A 15,959-nucleotide genomic window follows, 5' to 3' on the forward strand; every position below is an offset into this window, starting at 1 on the left:
TATTCACTGCAGAGACCTTAATTTAAGCACGGATTTTTTTACAGCGTTCACCGCATATTCTATATCGTCTTCGGTCGTCCATCTGCCTATACTGAATCTTATAGCGGATTGAACCCTTGCGCCGTCGTATCCGTGAGCTTCAAGAACGTGGGATTTGACTAATGCGCCGGCATTACACGCAGAACCTGCGGAGGCGCTAATGCCGTAAAGGTCAAGATTAAATAGAAGCGTCTCGGCTTTTATTCCGTCGATAGATATGTTTATAGTATTTTTGAGCCTATTTACAGGATGACCGTTTAATCTGACATTATCTACGGCAGAGAATAATTTATCTAAAAACATAGAACCCAAAAAATTTATTTTTTTAAGATTTTCTTCCGCATTATTTTTAACTATTTCTAAAGCCTTTGCAATAGAAACTATGCCTGCAGTGTTTTCCGTACCGCCCCTATAGCCGCGTTCCTGATGTCCCCCGTGTATTATAGGGTCAATTTTAATGCCCTTTTTAATATACAGCACGCCATTGCCTTTCATAGCATAAAATTTATGCCCTGAAAAACTGCACATATCTAAAGGCGTATCTTTCAGGGAAAAATAATGTTTTCCGATAACCTGCACTACATCGCTGTGTATTACAATATTTTCATTTATTTTTTTTATTTCGTTTATAATATTTTTTAACGGGAATATTGTCCCTGTTTCATTGTTTGCACCCATAATTGAAATCAAAACAGTATTTTCTTTGATTGACGACAATAAATCGTCAATGAGAAGCTCGCCGAAATTATTAATGCCTATATAAGTGGTTTCAATACCCTGAGTTTCTAAAAATTGAAAGGTATTTAAGACTGCATGGTGCTCTACCGCCGTCGTGATAATATGCAGTTTTCTGTCTTTATCTTTATTGACAGACATGAGACGATTAATATATCCTACAATAGCAAGATTAATAGATTCTGTTCCTGAAGATGTAAAAATCAATTCATCTTCAAAATTGGCATCTAAAAACAATTTAATAAATTGCCTTGAATCTTCTATTAAAATTCTTGCAGCCCTCCCTTCTTCATAAAGACTGGAAGGATTTCCTGAAATATTTTTTAAAACATTGCACACGTCTTCCAAGACATCCGGGTCTAAGGGCGTTGTAGCGTTATAGTCTAAATAAATTCTTGGCATTATTGTTATGTTTAAATTTATTTTTTATTTTATAATTTACTTACGTTTTACTTGTATGTTTTATTTGCAATTTACCTAAATTGCAAATAAATATAATACAAAAAAACTTTATTGCCTTATTTCCATGCAGTTAAAGTTAATATCTCTACACTACAGCTGGCTAAAGTATGCAGCTCCAAGGCAGTTGTCGATAATTTATTATGCTTTATAAAGAGTTATATATTATTTATATATTATATTGTAATTATTTACGATTTATTACAATTTTTATCGGCATTTTCTAAAGTCTCCTGCAGGTCATTGTTTTTAATATTATAATTATTCTTAATATTATACTCCGATATGACATCTGCAATAGAAATTGAATTAAGGAACTCTATAATTTTTGAAGATATGGAATTCCACATATCAAAAGCCAAACATATAGATTGCCTTTCGCATCCTTTTTTATTATGTTCTTTGCTGACGCAGCTGATGATATCAATGGGTTCAACCGAAGCAATAAGATCGCCTATAAATATTTTTGACGGATCCTGATTAAGGAGGTAGCCGCCGCCGGGACCTCTCAGGCTTTTAACTATTCCTGCCTTTTTCAACGTAAAAAAAATCTGCTCTAAATATGTTAAAGATATAGATTCGCGCTTAGCAATATCTTTTAAACTGATAGGCACGCTATTATTCTTTGAATTGTATGCAAGGTCGATAATAGCTCTCACCGCATATTGACCCCTGGAAGATAATCTCATATTTTGTCAGTTTGAATTATTTAGCATCTGAATTATTTAACTTTGAATTATTTAACTTTTGAATTTGTATCCATATTTTTTATTTTATTTTCCAGTTCTGTAATTCTTTGTTTTAATGTTTCAATCTCATAATAATTGGGGTCAAAAAGTTTATGATGTTCAAGGTCAACATGGTCATGAACTTCAGATTCGTCTCTCTTGATAGATTTAGCAGGAACTCCCGCCACCGTAGAGTGAGGCGGAACGCCGCTGACAACAACAGAATTGGAACCTATTTTGCTGTCATGACCTACCGTAAACGGACCTAATATCTTTGCTCCTGCTCCTATCATAACATTATCTTCAATGGTCGGGTGCCTTTTTTCTTTTTTCCAGCTTATTCCTCCCAGCGTAACCCCGTGATATATTGTAACGTCATTGCCTATTTCAGCCGTTTCGCCTATTACCACTCCCATGCCGTGGTCTATAAAAAACCTTCTGCCTATTTTAGCTCCAGGATGAATTTCTATGCCGGTAACAAATCTTGCAAATTGCGATATCAGCCTTGCCGGCAATTTAACGTTATGAATCCATAAAAAATGCGATATTTTATGAAAATAGATAGCATGAAGCCCGGGATAGCAAAGCAAAACTTCTAAAGTGCTCCTTGCCGCAGGGTCCCTTTCAAATACTGAATCGATATCTTCTTTTATAATTTTAAACATTAAGCTATATATATTTCTTAACGGTTTTAACGATATTGATAATTTTGATAATTCTAATAATTTTAATAATTTTGATAATTCTAATAATTTTAATAATTTTAATAATTTTAATAATTTTAATAATTTTTTTTTGAATTATTAGAATTATGTTATATAATGAAAAAATCAAACTGACATACTACGATTATATCATTGTATTATTGCACAGTTATACTAATATAACAAATTTTATATCATTTTTAAATATGATTATAAATAAGTCAGGCAAAACATCATCTTATATATATTAAGTGAAAGCTCGAAAAGAATACAAAAGAACCATAATACTAAAAAATTAGGAGAGAAAGAAAAAATGGAGAAAGTTATAGTTAAAATTATTACTAAAAATCCGCCTCACGGAAGGTGCAGGATGTACACTTCTATAGTATGGCTTATGATGAATTATTATAAAAATGTTACAATAAACATTATACCTGAAATTTATAGAAACGCCGATGACCCTGATGCTCCATGCGTTATAGTCAACGGGAAACTCATAGAACCATCCAATACAATTTATGTTTCAGGAGAAGATTTAGTATCTGCTATGAATGGAGCAGGGGCAATATCATATGAAGAAATTCAACCCGATATTCTTAAATTTGACGAAATTATTGAACAATGTCTGAGTTGATAGCGTGCTATATATAAAAAATATTAAAAAAACCGTCGCCGTTGCCATGTCCGGAGGCGTGGACAGTTCTGTTAGCGCTATTATATTGAAAAATAGAGGGTTTAATGTAATAGGGCTCTCAATGCGTCTTATCGGAGATTTGAACAATAAAGAACCGGCTGAGAAAAGCTGCTGCTCCGTGTCAGACTTAATTGACGCAAAAAGAGTTTGCGTAAAATTAGGCATACCGCATTTTGTTATAAATCTTGAAGATGAATTTAAAAAAAATGTCATTGATAAATTCACTAAAGAATATCTTGAAGGAAAAACACCAAATCCATGCATATTGTGCAATAAAATTTTAAAATTTGATATTTTACTGAAAAGAGCAGCTCAGCTTGGCGCTGATTATCTGGCGACCGGACATTACGCAAGGATAACAAAAAAATTAAACGGCGGATTTAATCTCATAAAAGCAAAAGACCCTTTAAAAGACCAGTCGTACGTTTTATATAATTTAAATCAAAAATTACTAAGCAGACTAATCTTCCCCGTGGGCAATCTACATAAATCCGATATTAGAAAAATAGCGCTGGAAAATGGATTTAATGAAATTTCAAAAAAGAAAGACAGCGTTGAAATCTGTTTCATACCGGATGGGAATTATCATAAATTTATATTAAATCAATTGAAATACTTCAATAAAAATGGCAGCGATGGCAATAATGACAGTAATGACAGCAACAACGGCAGCGATGGCAATAATGAATATAACCTTCATGAAACCGATAGCGGCTATAGCGGCTATATTAGAAATATGTCCGGCGAAATCCTCGGAAAACATAACGGAATATTTCAATATACCGTGGGGCAGAGAAAAAGGCTGGGAATATCGTCTGTCCGCCCCTTATATGTAATTAAAATAGATTCCGCTGCAAAAGATATATTTGTTGGAGATATAAATGAATGCTTCGGTTCGGAACTTTATATAAATGACTTTAATTTTATAGATGACGGATATAAAAATATGCTTTCAAAATTAAACTTGACGGCAAAAATAAGATATTCTTCTTTAAATTACGAATGCTTTGCGGAAATTATAAATCATGAAATACCAAAAACAGCTAACATTACGGATAGGATAAAAATTACATTTAAAGAACCTGTCAAATTCATAACCCCGGGACAATCGGCAGTTTTATACAGCGGTATGAAAGTTATAGGCGGCGGAATAATCGGAATAATAGGGACATAGTTTTTTTCGCATAATTTACTATAATTAATATAATCAGGTATAATTATTAAAAGTATGATAAAATCTAATAAAACGGAAAAACTTATTGAAATGAACGACGATGCGCTGATTACCGATAGCGAAACATCACAGAATATAACCGCTCTGTTAGATATAAACCAGATTAATACTATTGAAAAACTTATAGGCTATACATTTAAAAATAAAATATATTTAATTACGTCATTAATCCATAAGTCGTTTAATAATGAAATAAATTATGAACGGCTGGAATTTCTTGGAGATTCTGTAATAAATACAATTTATTCAGAGGTGCTATATAAATACTTTTCGTTGTACAATGAAGGTGAATTATCAAAATTAAAAGCAATTCTGATAAGTTTGGATAATCTGGCTGAAATAGCCGGAAAATTAACAATCAACGATTATATTATTATGGAAAAAGGTGAACTTCTTACCGGAGGCAGAAACAAAAAAAGAATAATAGGCAATGTATATGAATCTGTTGCAGGGGCTATTTTTTTAGATTCTTCATACAATACGGCAAAGACGGTACTGTTAAATCATTTAAAATACAGCAGCTATTTCTCAAGTCTTGTAAATGTTGACAATAAAAATGCAGATATTGCAACCGATCACAAATCGGCATTGCAAGAACTAATCCAGAAAAAACATAACATCGTACCAAAATATTTTGTTTTAAACAAAGAGGGTCCGGACCACAAGAGTATATTTTCGGTATGCGTAAAAATCAATAATAAAATTTACGGCTACGGCAAAGGCGAAACAAAAAAGCAGGCTGAACAATCTGCCGCCTTAGCCGCATTAGACCGGTTATCAGAAGAAAATAATAAATAAGGAATTAGTAAAATAATATGAACAAAAATAAATTCATGACAATGCTTATAGGAAGACCCAACGTCGGCAAATCCACCATTTTTAATAAACTAATAGGTGCGAAAACTGCCCATACTTCCGATATTGCCGGAACGACTATTGATGTCAACACAAAAGAAATATCTTATATGAATATTGATTTCCTGCTCGCTGATTCAGGCGGTTTCAATCTGCACCCCGCTAACGAATTAGAAAAACAAATAATAAATATGGTGTTTAAATACGCGGAAAAGGTTGACCTTTTTCTGCTTGTAGTGGACTACAAAGCTGGGCTTATTCCCGAAGATATTGAAATCTACCGGAATTTTATTAAATACGGAGTTAATGTTTTTTTATTGATTAATAAAGTTGATTCTATAAAAAATGTTGAAAATGCCCTGTCGGAATTCGGAAAAATAGGGATAGAAAATAAATTCGCTCTTAGCGCCGAAAATTCAATAGGTATTGACGATGTACTTGAATCAATCGTTGAAGAATTTAAATCTTCTAATCTCAAATGCAAAAAAGATAAAAATATTAATGAAACTATCAAAATTGCAATAGTCGGTAAACCTAACAGCGGTAAATCGACTTATATCAATACCGTATTAAAAGATAATCTGATACAAACCGGCGATAAACCTGGCACGACAAGGGATTCTATAGATTCTGTATTTAATTATAAATGTAAAAAAATAATTTTAATAGACACCGCCGGCATCAGAAAAAAATCAAAACTTGATTTTAATTCCGCAAATTTTCAAAAACAGACAATTTCTTCAATTGAGAGGGCGGACATAGTATGCGTATTTATAGATATACAGCACGGCTTAACCCATGATGATTTGTCCCTGCTGAAATTGGTTACGGTAGAAAAAAAACAGTTTTTAATCGCCTTCACAAAATGGGACATTGTTAACATTGATTCGGAAAGCAATACAATTCAGGATATAAAAAATGAAATAGAATTAAATCTGAAAGAATTCGCCGATTCGCACTATATTTTTATTTCGTCAAAAGAAAATAAAAATATATACAAAATAATAGATACCTGCATTGAAATATACGGTTCTAAAAATATAAAAATAAAAACTTCAGATATAAACGAATTTATATCTGTTCAAAAAAATAATTTGCTGAAAGGAAATATATTTAAACATATTGCATATGGAGTGCAGAAAAATACGGATGAAATCTTTATGCCTACTTTTATTTTTTTTACGGACAATAAGGGGAAAATCTTTAGCATGAAAGATATAAAGTTTATAAGAAATACAATTAAAACATATTTTAAAATAAAATCAAATGTTGAGGTCTTAATCGAATATAAAAATTATCAAAAATAATACCAAAAACAACAGAAATTATCAAAAACAATAGAAGTTTGGCTTTTCTTACCTAAATTTTTAATAAAAGAAAAGCGCCGCTTAATAAACCAAAATATATGAAACCGGTAAACTAATCATAAAAGGAATTTTTGGTAAAAAAAGCGCCGCTTAATAAACTGCATTAAAAAAATATGTTATTGCTGCTTATTTTATTTTCTTACTCAATTCGTCAATTTTAGCTTCCAATTTTTGAATTTTTTTAGTTAATTCATCAATATCGTAAGTAGTGGCAAAGTTCATTTCGTCTAAAAGTATATCCGATACCTTTTCTTTTAGCCCGTGCAAAATAATGGAAGATTCATGCGTAACTATATCGATGATTTGTTCTGCCGATTCTTTACTTTCTTCGTCGGAAATATCAACATAATCGTCTAATTTTTCTTGCGCGATAATCGAAAATCCCTTTAACGCTTTTAGGATTAAATCTATACTTTCAGACATATCTATTTTCCTTCCTTTTAATTTTTATATAATTTATTTTAATTTATTTTGTTTAATTTTAGACATTACCGCTCTGAAAGAAATATTATGTCTTGAAAAACCCATTTCCGCATAGCTGCCGCCAAGCGCAACACCTATCAGCTGCGGCAGATGTAATACCGGAAGCGATAATTTCTTGTTTATATTCATAGCCGCCACACCTTGATATGTGTCTAAACTCAGATGGCATAAAGGGCACGGCGTAACCATGACATCTGCCTTGTTTTGCTGCGCCTCATAAATAGCATTTCCTGCCAAAGAAGTGGAAGTAACCTCGTTAACGAGTATAGTCTGAAATCCGCAGCATTTAGTTCTTCTTATATAAGAAACAGGCTCAGCGCCTAAAGCCTTTATCAATTCTTCAAATCCCGACGGGTTTTCAACATCGTCAAACTTGACAACGCTGCTTGGTCTCAATATGTGACATCCGTAAAAAGGAGCTACTTTAACACCGTCTAAAGTATAGGTAACGGCTTGTTTCAGTTTATCCAATCCTATTTCATCCCTGATTATGTAAAGCAAATGCTTAACTTTAACAGTACCGCTATATTTAAGCCCTATCTTGGAAAGATATGCATTCGTTTTTTCTAAGGATTCAGGATTATTTATAAGTTCTTCATTGACTTCGCTTAATGTTAAAGTACAGGTATTACACACGGTTAAAATATCATATCCTAACTTTTCAGCCAAAGCTAACGTTCTTCCATTGATATATAATTTTAAATTATGGTCAAATCCATCTACTACGCCTCCGCCGCAACAGGACGCCTCAGGCATATCAATTAAATTAATGCCAAGTTTTTTTGCAATAAACCTTGTAGAGTTATCTAACTCTTTTCCGCTTTCCTGCGCAACGCAGCCGGGATAGTATGCGTAATTAATCATGTTTTTCCTCCAGATTTAAGTCTTTAAAGGCCACTCTGATATCTTCCATATCTTTTATAAGTTTAAGTCTGAGAGGAGGCATCTTGCCTTTAAGTCCGGCGCCTATAGCAACAGGCAGGTCGTTTAAAATACCCGATATACCGACTGAATCTACCGCTACTTTGATTTCATCAAGTCTTCCCGTTTCCTGAATAGACCTTGCAATTCCGATAATATGTTTTGCGCCTTTAGAAAAAGTTATGGAGTTTTTAATAGCTTTTTCGTGCATTCTGACAATCACTTTAACGGGCGAAATTCCTTTAGGGCAGAATTCCTCGCATGCTTGACAATGAACGCAGTCAAACATTCCTGCCGGTTTTGACCCGTTCACAAGCCGAGAACCGTTTTTATCATTATCTCTCGGGTCTTCGCTATATCTGTATAATTTAGCAAGAGCGGCAGGTCCTAAATATTTTGAATTTGCTACAACGCCTCCGCATTCAGAATAGCAGCATTCGCACAATATACAATTGGGGGTATCGTTGTTTCCCGTTAAATTTTGAAACTCAGTTTTATAATATACAGGCTGTTTGATTTTTTCGCCTTCTTTCAATGCTTTGAAATCATCGTCTATATGGTCTGTTTTACCAAGCAGATATGGCTTAATTTCTTTAATTTTATCAAAAAAGGTTTCCTGGTCAACTATGAGGTCTCTTATTATAGGCATATTACCAAGAGGGTCCACTTTTATGACGCCGAATTTTTCAATTTCTGCGCTTACCTGCGTTTTGCACGCAAGTTTGGTAATACCGTTTATTTTCATTGCGCATGAACCGCAAATAGCGCTTCTGCATGACCTCCTGAAACTTAACGTTCCGTCAATCTCCGCCTTAACCTTCATTAACGCGTTTAAAACCGTCATACCCGGAAAATCATTAAGTACATATTCCTTATAATACGGCTTTTCGTCAATCTCAGGATTAAATCTATAACTTTTAACTGTGAACTCCATTATTTGCGACTCCTTAAGCTATAATCTCCGATTAGTATCGATTAGTATCTATGTTATTATATTAGATGACGCAAGCTATGTCTGCGTATCCATAATTTTTTACGACTCGAATTTTTTTTTATAACCTGTTAATACGTTCTCGGCTGCGGTTTGAACTTTGTAATTTTTACAGGACTGAAATCAAAATCAATTCCGCCGCTTGCATTTAATTTTGCTATTGTATGTTTAAGCCATTTATCATCGTCTCTTTCGGGAAAGTCATTTCTATAATGGGCTCCTCTGGACTCCTGCCTCATTATGGCGCCTCTGGCTATAATTTCTGCTATAAGCAATATATTTTTAAATTCAAATGCTTCTACGATATCCGTATTGAAAAGATGCGATTTATCGTCAACTCCGATATTTTTTGCGCGTTCTTTAAGCTCTTCTATCTTTTCTATAGCTTTTTTCATAAGAGATTCTTCCCTGAACACGCCTACGTTTTTGCGCATATCCTCCTGCAGTTCTGCTTTAAGCAAACCGTGTCTTTCCTTGCCAGCTGATTTCTTAATGTTTTCAAATATCTCTTCGTCCCTTCTCACTGCAGATTCGTCAAACTTGCCAAAATCAACATTTTTAATATATTCTGCCATGTCTATTCCTGCCCGCCGTCCAAAAACTATAGTATCTAAAAGCGAATTTCCGCCCAATCTGTTTGCGCCGTGAACGCTGACGCAGGCGGATTCTCCAGCAGAATAAAAACCCTCTACCGTTGTTCTGCCGTTGTTGTCTGTTTTAATACCGCCCATAGAATAATGAACTCCGGGTCTGATAGGTATCGGCTCGTAAATGGGGTTGACTCCCTCAAAATCAATTGAAAGCTGCATAATCTGCGGCAATTTTTCCATTATTTTTTCTTTCCCCAGATGACGAACGTCAAGCAATATGGCTCCGTCAATGCCTCTTCCTTCATTAATTTCCGTCTGTTCGGCTCTTGCCACGACATCACGCGGGGCTAATTCCATTGCTTTAGGAGCATATTTAGACATAAATCTGACTCCAAGCGAATTTAGAAGATAAGCTCCTTCGCCTCTTGCTCCTTCCGTAACAAGAATACCCGTACTTTTAAGGGTTGTAGGATGAAACTGGACAAATTCCATGTCCATAAGAGGAACATCAGCTCTGATAGCAACCGACATGCCGTCGCCTGTATTTATTAAAGCGTTTGTATTGGATGAATACACCTGACCGTATCCGCCCGTTGCGAATAAGACAGACTTTGCAGCAATACCGTGAAACCTTCCCTCTCTTATATCATAAGCAACTACTCCGCTTATTTTTCCGTTATCTACAACCAAACTTGTGACAAAATATTCATATAGAATTTTCGTATTATATTTAAGAACATTATCAAACAATCCGTGAAGCATCATATGTCCTACGGCATCGGCATAATAGCATGACCTTGGAAAGCTTTGCCCTCCGAACGGTCTTTGCGCAATACCGCCTCTATCATTTCTGTTAAATACTACTCCCATTTTTTGTAATTCAAGTATATTGCCCGGAGCTTCGCTCGTTAATATTTCAATAGCGTCCTGGTCGCCTATATAGTCGCTGCCTTTGACGGTGTCAAAAAAATGCGATTCCCACGAATCATTTTCGTCAAAAGCGGCATTAACCCCGCCCTGAGCAGCACCGGAGTGCGACCTTGTAGGATATACTTTACTTACTATTACTGCGTCTACGCCTCTTTTTCTGAGTTCGACGCATGCCCTCAGCCCTGCAAGTCCCGCACCAACTATAATAACATCATGTTTAAGCATTTACAGTCCTCTGTTTTTTATTCTTTTTTTTAGCAAGTTATAATTATTTTTCTAAATTCTTAATATTTTACAATAATTTTATTACAATATTCAATAAAAAAATAAGAAAGGCAATTAATATAAAAATATTTCAACTTTTAATTATATAATTCAATTTCATAAATGCTAAGATATTTTATAATTAATATATGTGATAATTAAATAATTAATATATTATTTTTTAGCGTATTCATATATTCCGCTTTTCCCGCCTTCTTTCCTCAGCAGATAAATATCGGTTATCCTGATAGATTTATCAACAGCCTTAAGCATATCATAAATGGTAAGAGCTGCTACGGAAACAGCCGTAAGACTTTCCATTTCTACGCCGGTTTTTCCGGAAATTTTTACTATTGATTTAATATTTATGCAATTTTTGGATTTAACGGGCTCAAATATTATATCGCAATTTTCGATATTTAAAGGATGGCATAAAGGAATAAGCTCCGATGTTTTTTTTGCAGCCATAATTCCTGCAATCTTAGCGGTAGAAAAAACATCCCCTTTTTTACCTTCCCCTGTTATTGCAAGCTCAAACGCGTCCTGCGACATATATACGCTGGCGGCAGCAGTAGCAATTCTGACAGTTTCGGTTTTAGACGAAACATCGACCATAGTTGGCATACCGTTTTCATCTAAGTGAGTCAATTTTTTTTCTTCTGATTTTAATCCGTTCATTTTTCTTTAGATTTCAATCCGTTCATTATATTCATTATATTATATTGATTATATTAATTGCCTAAATTATATTAATTAACTGTTAACTGACTACACTCTGACAACAACTCTCTATGTGCTGGTAGATTATATCATAAACAAAATAAAAATCAAGGATTTAGCAAAACCTTACTCCTGCAATAGAAAATATTTATGCAGTTCTTTGCTCAGTTAACCCAACTTCACCACTTTTATCATTCTAAAATTATAACCAATTGATATTATTATATTTTATTTTTTATTTTGTAGTCCTCATAGACATTTTTATTACTCCATAAATATAATGCTATCAATGTGTTGCTGATAATTATGGTGAAGTTGGGTTAAGCAAAAGATAACTTTCTATTGCAAGATTAAAGCAAAACTTTAATATCCGATTTAATATTTTTATCGTTATGTTATTTTTGATATAACGTATTATCTTACATTTTTACATTGTAAATATACAATGTCAAGAAATTTTTTCATTAACAAACCAGCGCCGTATGTCATATCCTATTCCGGCAGGCGCAGGCTTAATTCCTCCGACGGTGGATTTAACGACCGGCATTGCTTCTGGAATATATAAGAACGTATAAGGGCAATCTTCTGCCAATAGACGCTGTATTGCAAAATAATATTTTTTTTGTATTTTCAAATTAAAAGTGCTTCTCGCCTTTATAAAAAGTTTATTAATCTGCGCATTGTTAAACGAAGTAAAGTTTAGACCCTTAGGAACAATATCGTTTCCTGAAAATATAGAAGAAGCGTCTGCAGGGTCGGGAGTAATTGTAAAACCCAGCAAAACAGCCTGAAAATTTTTTTTCATTATAAATTCAGAAATAAGCGATGTCCATTCCATTACCCTGATATCTACTTTAATACCTATTTTTTTTAAATTTTGCTGCATAATTTCGGCAGCCGAAAGTCTTTCTGGATTTCCCTGCGGCGTTAATATTGTAAATTTAAACCGTTTGCCGTTTTTAATAAGCCGACCGTCAACCAGATTCCAGCCGTTCTGTTTTAATAGCCTAAGTGCCTTTTCGGGATTGTACCTATATTTTTTCACGTTTCCGTTGTAGTAATAAGTTCCCGGCATATAAGGTCCGTAACAATGTCTTCCTAAACCGAGCAGCGCCCCTTTTATTATTTCCTGCTTGTTGATTGCATAGCTGAGCGCCTGTCTGACTTTACGTTTTTTAAATAATTTATCGAGAATATTGTATCCTAAAAAAGTAAAACTTAGAGACGGATGAATATATTTTTTGAATTTTTTAATAAAATTTTTTCCTTTCGATTCAAACTTATACTGTATAGGGGTCAACCCCATATAATCTATACCGTTTGATTTCAGCATTAAAAACATGGAAGAAGAATCCGGCACTATTCTGTATATTATCTCTTTTATATGGGGCGCTCCCATAAAATAATGAGGATTAGCCTTTAAAATAATTTCGTAGCCGTGAATCCATTTGTAAAATTCGTAAGGACCGGTTCCAACAGGATGGCTTCTCAGTCTGGTAGTCAGTAAATTCTTGCCTTTCAGAAGAAAACGCGGCAGTATGCTTAATCCCCAGCTTGAAAGAGCAGGCGCATAAGGCTTTTTATAAGTAACCTGAAAAATATATTTTCCTATAGTGCGCGCTTTTTCAACTTTAAGATAATCCGCGGAATACGGGGTCGGCGTTTTAGGGTTTATCATAAGATGATATGTAAACAAAACATCCCTTGCGGTAAACGGGTGTCCGTCCTGCCATAATACATGACGGCGCAGTTTAAATGTAATAGTCCTGCCGCCGTTTGTAATTTTCCATGATTTGGCTAAGTCGGGAACTATTTTTAAATTCCTGTTGTACCTGACTAACCCGTCATATATTTGAGATGTAACCTCTGCCGTAGGCGCGTCCGCCGCCATATTGCCTATAAGATTTGTGGCGTCGGCTGACAATCCTATTATAAGTACGCTATTATTTTTATTAAAATTGCTATTTATACTTCCGGCATAATTTATATTGTTAACACTATGATTATGATTACTATGCGCATATACGTTTTTTTTGCCTGAAGCTGCGCATCCGCTTAAAACTGCTATAGATATTAAAATAAATAGCGCGGATAAAAATTTAAAAGATATTTTACGGAGTGTAGTCATAATGAATAATAATCAACGATAAATAAAAAATAACAAAAATTCAAAAGATATCTGCGCCTGCCTACGATTTACGGATAAGGCGTAAAATCGCGTATTTCATAATCCGCCGGCAGCCCGAACATAAGATTCATATTCTGTACAGCCTGCAGAGAAGCGCCTTTTCCCAAATTGTCTATAGCGCTGACTAATATGAGATATGCGCCGTTTTTTGAAAAAGATATATGACAGACATTTGAATAAATTACATTTTTAATGTCAGGCAGAATACCGTTTTTCAGCAAAACAACAAAGGGGCTGTTTTTATAAAAATTATTGTATATATCTTCAATTGCATTTTCGCTGATAGCGATGCTATTTAACTTAATATAGATTGTTGTTAGTATTCCGCGTATCACCGGTATAATATGCGGAGTAAAAATTATTTCTGGATAATTTTCCTCACTGTGCGTCTGTTCATATTTCCGTTGAATTTCCGCAGGTTCGGCTTCGTGCTTATGCAGATACGCAGGTTCATCATATATGGAAGGCTTATAACCATCAGACTTACCGTTACCGCACGCAGATTTATACCCGCCCGTAAGCATTTCGTTGCAGATCTTTTCTTTAATTTCAGGAAGATGCCGATGTTTCCATAAATTATAAGCTCTCACGGAATTTTGAGCTTCGCAGAATAGATTCGATATATTAGCGCTGCTTCTGCCGGCTCCTGAAATGCCGGATTTAGAATCAATAATAACAGGGCTATTAAAATTTATAATTCCTGCCTTTATGAGAGGCAATAGCGGTAAAAGAGCGCCGGTCGGATAACATCCGGGATTTGAAACAAACTGAACTCCTTTAATTTTATCTTCATAAACGTCTGCCAACCCATAGACAAAATATTTATTCAGGTCAGGCGCTGCATGTTTTTCATAATTTAGCTCGTAGTTTTCTAATCTGTCAAAACGAAAGTCCGCCCCTATATCTATTATTTTAATTAACGGATTGAGCTTTAAAATAGAAGACACGATTGAAGAGCTTTTTCCGTGAGGCAGACATAAGAAAACAACATCGCTCGAAGCAGCTATAAGCTTTTCGTCTAATTTTTCAAAATTAACCGAACATCCGCATCCGTTCATCTTACTAAATGAAGGGAATACTTCAGATATTTCTTTGCCTGCATTGCTCTGAGACGTAATATGAACCAGCTCGACATCTTTTCTTAGCAGAAGCGTATAAGCCAGATAAATTCCGCTATATCCTGAAGCGCCGACAATAGATACTTTAATCATGTTTATATAATTTATAATATATAATTTATAATAATGTAATAATTAGTGTATTCTCAAACTGCCCTCGCACTACAACACTTTTTTTCGGAGTGGACTACTTGCTAAAACATACAATTAACCCAACTTCATCATTTTACCACTTCACCGCTTTTATTATTCTAAAATTATAACCCATTGATATTATTACATTATATTTTTTATTTTTAGTCCCCATAGACATTTTATTGCCACATAAATATAGTAATACCAATGTGTTGCTGATAATTATGGTGAAGTTGGATTAAAAATAAAAAAAACCAGAAACAACCCATAATAATCGGAGTAAATTTCTGGTTTATAATATATTTATATCGTACTTCTATAAAGTATTCTACTTTTATAACTAAAGAATAATAATAGAAATAGCAATAATAATTATTCTTACAATTATCTTTTTGAAAATTGAAATCTCGCTCTTGCTCCCTTTTGACCGTACTTCTTCCTTTCCTTAATCCTTGAATCTCTTGTAAGCATACCTGCTTTCGACAGGGTAGTTTTCAATTCAGGATTTAGCAGAAGCAATAAATGAGCGATTGCAAGCTTAATTGCGCCTGCCTGACCGTTAAGACCGCCGCCTCTGACATTGACAAAAACATCATACTTGTCTTCAATAGGAAAAAATGCAAGCGATTTAACCGCCATGACCCTCTGATTTTCAATAGGGAAATAATCATTAAAATCTCTTCCGTTTATTGTTATCTTTCCCTTGCCTTCCTTGAACAAAACCCTAGCAATAGAGGTTTTACGTTTTCCGGCTGCCTGCAATATATTTTTTTTAGCCATATTCCAAATTACTCCGTATTTTAT

At 34.3% G+C, this 15,959-nt stretch carries 15 protein-coding genes and 1 pseudogene; 4 read left to right on the forward strand and 12 right to left on the reverse strand.

Annotation, left to right across the window (positions count from 1 at the left end):
* Window positions 1–3: 3 nt before the first annotated feature.
* From EVJ46_00830 to EVJ46_00845, 4 genes and pseudogenes are all read right to left on the reverse strand, one after another.
* Entirely contained in the window at window positions 4–1,176 is a 1,173-nt protein-coding gene (locus EVJ46_00830; protein ID RZD16816.1) for a cysteine desulfurase, read from the reverse strand.
* A gap of 248 nt (window positions 1,177–1,424) precedes the next feature.
* Window positions 1,425–1,922 carry an Rrf2 family transcriptional regulator gene (locus tag EVJ46_00835; GenBank protein ID RZD16817.1) on the reverse strand — a complete coding sequence of 166 codons (498 nt, stop codon included), beginning with the start codon at window positions 1,920–1,922 and terminating at the stop codon, window positions 1,425–1,427.
* 47 nt (window positions 1,923–1,969) lie between these two features.
* Window positions 1,970–2,626, reverse strand: coding sequence for a serine O-acetyltransferase (gene cysE / locus EVJ46_00840; GenBank protein ID RZD16818.1), 657 nt, complete (start codon window positions 2,624–2,626; stop codon window positions 1,970–1,972).
* Window positions 2,627–2,630: 4 nt separating this feature from the next.
* Window positions 2,631–2,756, reverse strand: a pseudogene (locus EVJ46_00845) (type I restriction endonuclease subunit R).
* Window positions 2,757–2,978: 222 nt separating this feature from the next.
* On the opposite strand from EVJ46_00845, the gene EVJ46_00850 reads away from it, so the two are divergent.
* Genes EVJ46_00850 through EVJ46_00865 form a run of 4 tightly spaced genes read left to right on the forward strand, consistent with a single transcriptional unit; the run spans window position 2,979 to window position 6,755 of the window.
* Window positions 2,979–3,299, forward strand: coding sequence for a hypothetical protein (locus tag EVJ46_00850; GenBank protein RZD16819.1), 321 nt, complete (start codon window positions 2,979–2,981; stop codon window positions 3,297–3,299).
* A gap of 4 nt (window positions 3,300–3,303) precedes the next feature.
* A complete protein-coding gene (mnmA, locus tag EVJ46_00855) occupies window positions 3,304–4,533 on the forward strand; it encodes a tRNA 2-thiouridine(34) synthase MnmA (protein RZD16820.1) in 1,230 nt (409 codons plus the stop codon).
* 54 nt (window positions 4,534–4,587) lie between these two features.
* Window positions 4,588–5,391, forward strand: a complete 804-nt coding sequence (gene rnc, locus EVJ46_00860) for a ribonuclease III (protein ID RZD16821.1) — start codon at window positions 4,588–4,590, stop codon at window positions 5,389–5,391.
* A gap of 17 nt (window positions 5,392–5,408) precedes the next feature.
* Window positions 5,409–6,755, forward strand: coding sequence for a ribosome biogenesis GTPase Der (locus tag EVJ46_00865; GenBank protein RZD16822.1), 1,347 nt, complete (start codon window positions 5,409–5,411; stop codon window positions 6,753–6,755).
* Window positions 6,756–6,941: 186 nt separating this feature from the next.
* On the opposite strand, the gene EVJ46_00870 is transcribed toward EVJ46_00865, so the two are convergent.
* From EVJ46_00870 to EVJ46_00905, 8 genes are all read right to left on the reverse strand, one after another.
* The gene (locus EVJ46_00870) at window positions 6,942–7,238 is read right to left on the reverse strand and encodes a hypothetical protein (GenBank protein RZD16823.1); all 297 of its coding nucleotides are present in this window, start codon (window positions 7,236–7,238) and stop codon (window positions 6,942–6,944) included.
* Between the two features lie 33 nt (window positions 7,239–7,271).
* On the reverse strand, window positions 7,272–8,162 hold the full coding sequence (locus EVJ46_00875) for a heterodisulfide reductase subunit B (GenBank protein RZD16824.1): 891 nt from the start codon (window positions 8,160–8,162) through the stop codon (window positions 7,272–7,274).
* Window positions 8,155–9,153 (reverse strand): succinate dehydrogenase/fumarate reductase iron-sulfur subunit, encoded by a 999-nt coding sequence (locus EVJ46_00880; GenBank protein ID RZD16825.1) that lies wholly within the window; start codon window positions 9,151–9,153, stop codon window positions 8,155–8,157. Before EVJ46_00880 ends, EVJ46_00875 begins: the two co-directional genes overlap by 8 nt.
* Window positions 9,154–9,281: 128 nt before the next feature.
* Window positions 9,282–10,955 (reverse strand): FAD-binding protein, encoded by a 1,674-nt coding sequence (locus tag EVJ46_00885; GenBank protein RZD16826.1) that lies wholly within the window; start codon window positions 10,953–10,955, stop codon window positions 9,282–9,284.
* 213 nt (window positions 10,956–11,168) lie between these two features.
* Complete coding sequence (gene moaC / locus EVJ46_00890; protein ID RZD16827.1) at window positions 11,169–11,672, reverse strand: cyclic pyranopterin monophosphate synthase MoaC; 504 nt, start codon at window positions 11,670–11,672, stop codon at window positions 11,169–11,171.
* Window positions 11,673–12,162: 490 nt separating this feature from the next.
* Window positions 12,163–13,842 (reverse strand): peptide-binding protein, encoded by a 1,680-nt coding sequence (locus EVJ46_00895; GenBank protein ID RZD16828.1) that lies wholly within the window; start codon window positions 13,840–13,842, stop codon window positions 12,163–12,165.
* A 68-nt stretch (window positions 13,843–13,910) separates the two neighbouring features.
* Complete coding sequence (locus EVJ46_00900) at window positions 13,911–15,113, reverse strand: N-acetyl-gamma-glutamyl-phosphate reductase (protein RZD16829.1); 1,203 nt, start codon at window positions 15,111–15,113, stop codon at window positions 13,911–13,913.
* Between the two features lie 426 nt (window positions 15,114–15,539).
* Window positions 15,540–15,935: a 30S ribosomal protein S9 gene (locus EVJ46_00905; protein RZD16830.1), complete on the reverse strand. Its 396-nt coding sequence runs from the start codon at window positions 15,933–15,935 to the stop codon at window positions 15,540–15,542.
* Window positions 15,936–15,959 lie beyond the last annotated feature (24 nt).

It is taken from the genome of Candidatus Acididesulfobacter guangdongensis (assembly GCA_004195045.1).
Taxonomy (GTDB): domain Bacteria; phylum SZUA-79; class SZUA-79; order Acidulodesulfobacterales; family Acidulodesulfobacteraceae; genus Acididesulfobacter; species Acididesulfobacter guangdongensis.

Excerpts from the sequence above, each read along its gene's own strand:
- EVJ46_00865 (RZD16822.1), top strand. The coding sequence starts at position 5,409 with ATGAACAAAAATAAATTCATGACAATGCTTATAGGAAGACCCAACGTC.
- EVJ46_00830 (RZD16816.1), bottom strand. The coding sequence starts at position 1,176 with ATGCCAAGAATTTATTTAGACTATAACGCTACAACGCCCTTAGACCCG.
- rnc (RZD16821.1), top strand. The coding sequence starts at position 4,588 with ATGATAAAATCTAATAAAACGGAAAAACTTATTGAAATGAACGACGAT.
- EVJ46_00895 (RZD16828.1), bottom strand. The coding sequence starts at position 13,842 with ATGACTACACTCCGTAAAATATCTTTTAAATTTTTATCCGCGCTATTT.
- moaC (RZD16827.1), bottom strand. The coding sequence starts at position 11,672 with ATGAACGGATTAAAATCAGAAGAAAAAAAATTGACTCACTTAGATGAA.
- EVJ46_00880 (RZD16825.1), bottom strand. The coding sequence starts at position 9,153 with ATGGAGTTCACAGTTAAAAGTTATAGATTTAATCCTGAGATTGACGAA.
- EVJ46_00850 (RZD16819.1), top strand. The coding sequence starts at position 2,979 with ATGGAGAAAGTTATAGTTAAAATTATTACTAAAAATCCGCCTCACGGA.
- cysE (RZD16818.1), bottom strand. The coding sequence starts at position 2,626 with ATGTTTAAAATTATAAAAGAAGATATCGATTCAGTATTTGAAAGGGAC.
- EVJ46_00870 (RZD16823.1), bottom strand. The coding sequence starts at position 7,238 with ATGTCTGAAAGTATAGATTTAATCCTAAAAGCGTTAAAGGGATTTTCG.
- EVJ46_00835 (RZD16817.1), bottom strand. The coding sequence starts at position 1,922 with ATGAGATTATCTTCCAGGGGTCAATATGCGGTGAGAGCTATTATCGAC.
- EVJ46_00885 (RZD16826.1), bottom strand. The coding sequence starts at position 10,955 with ATGCTTAAACATGATGTTATTATAGTTGGTGCGGGACTTGCAGGGCTG.
- EVJ46_00900 (RZD16829.1), bottom strand. The coding sequence starts at position 15,113 with ATGATTAAAGTATCTATTGTCGGCGCTTCAGGATATAGCGGAATTTAT.
- EVJ46_00875 (RZD16824.1), bottom strand. The coding sequence starts at position 8,162 with ATGATTAATTACGCATACTATCCCGGCTGCGTTGCGCAGGAAAGCGGA.
- EVJ46_00905 (RZD16830.1), bottom strand. The coding sequence starts at position 15,935 with ATGGCTAAAAAAAATATATTGCAGGCAGCCGGAAAACGTAAAACCTCT.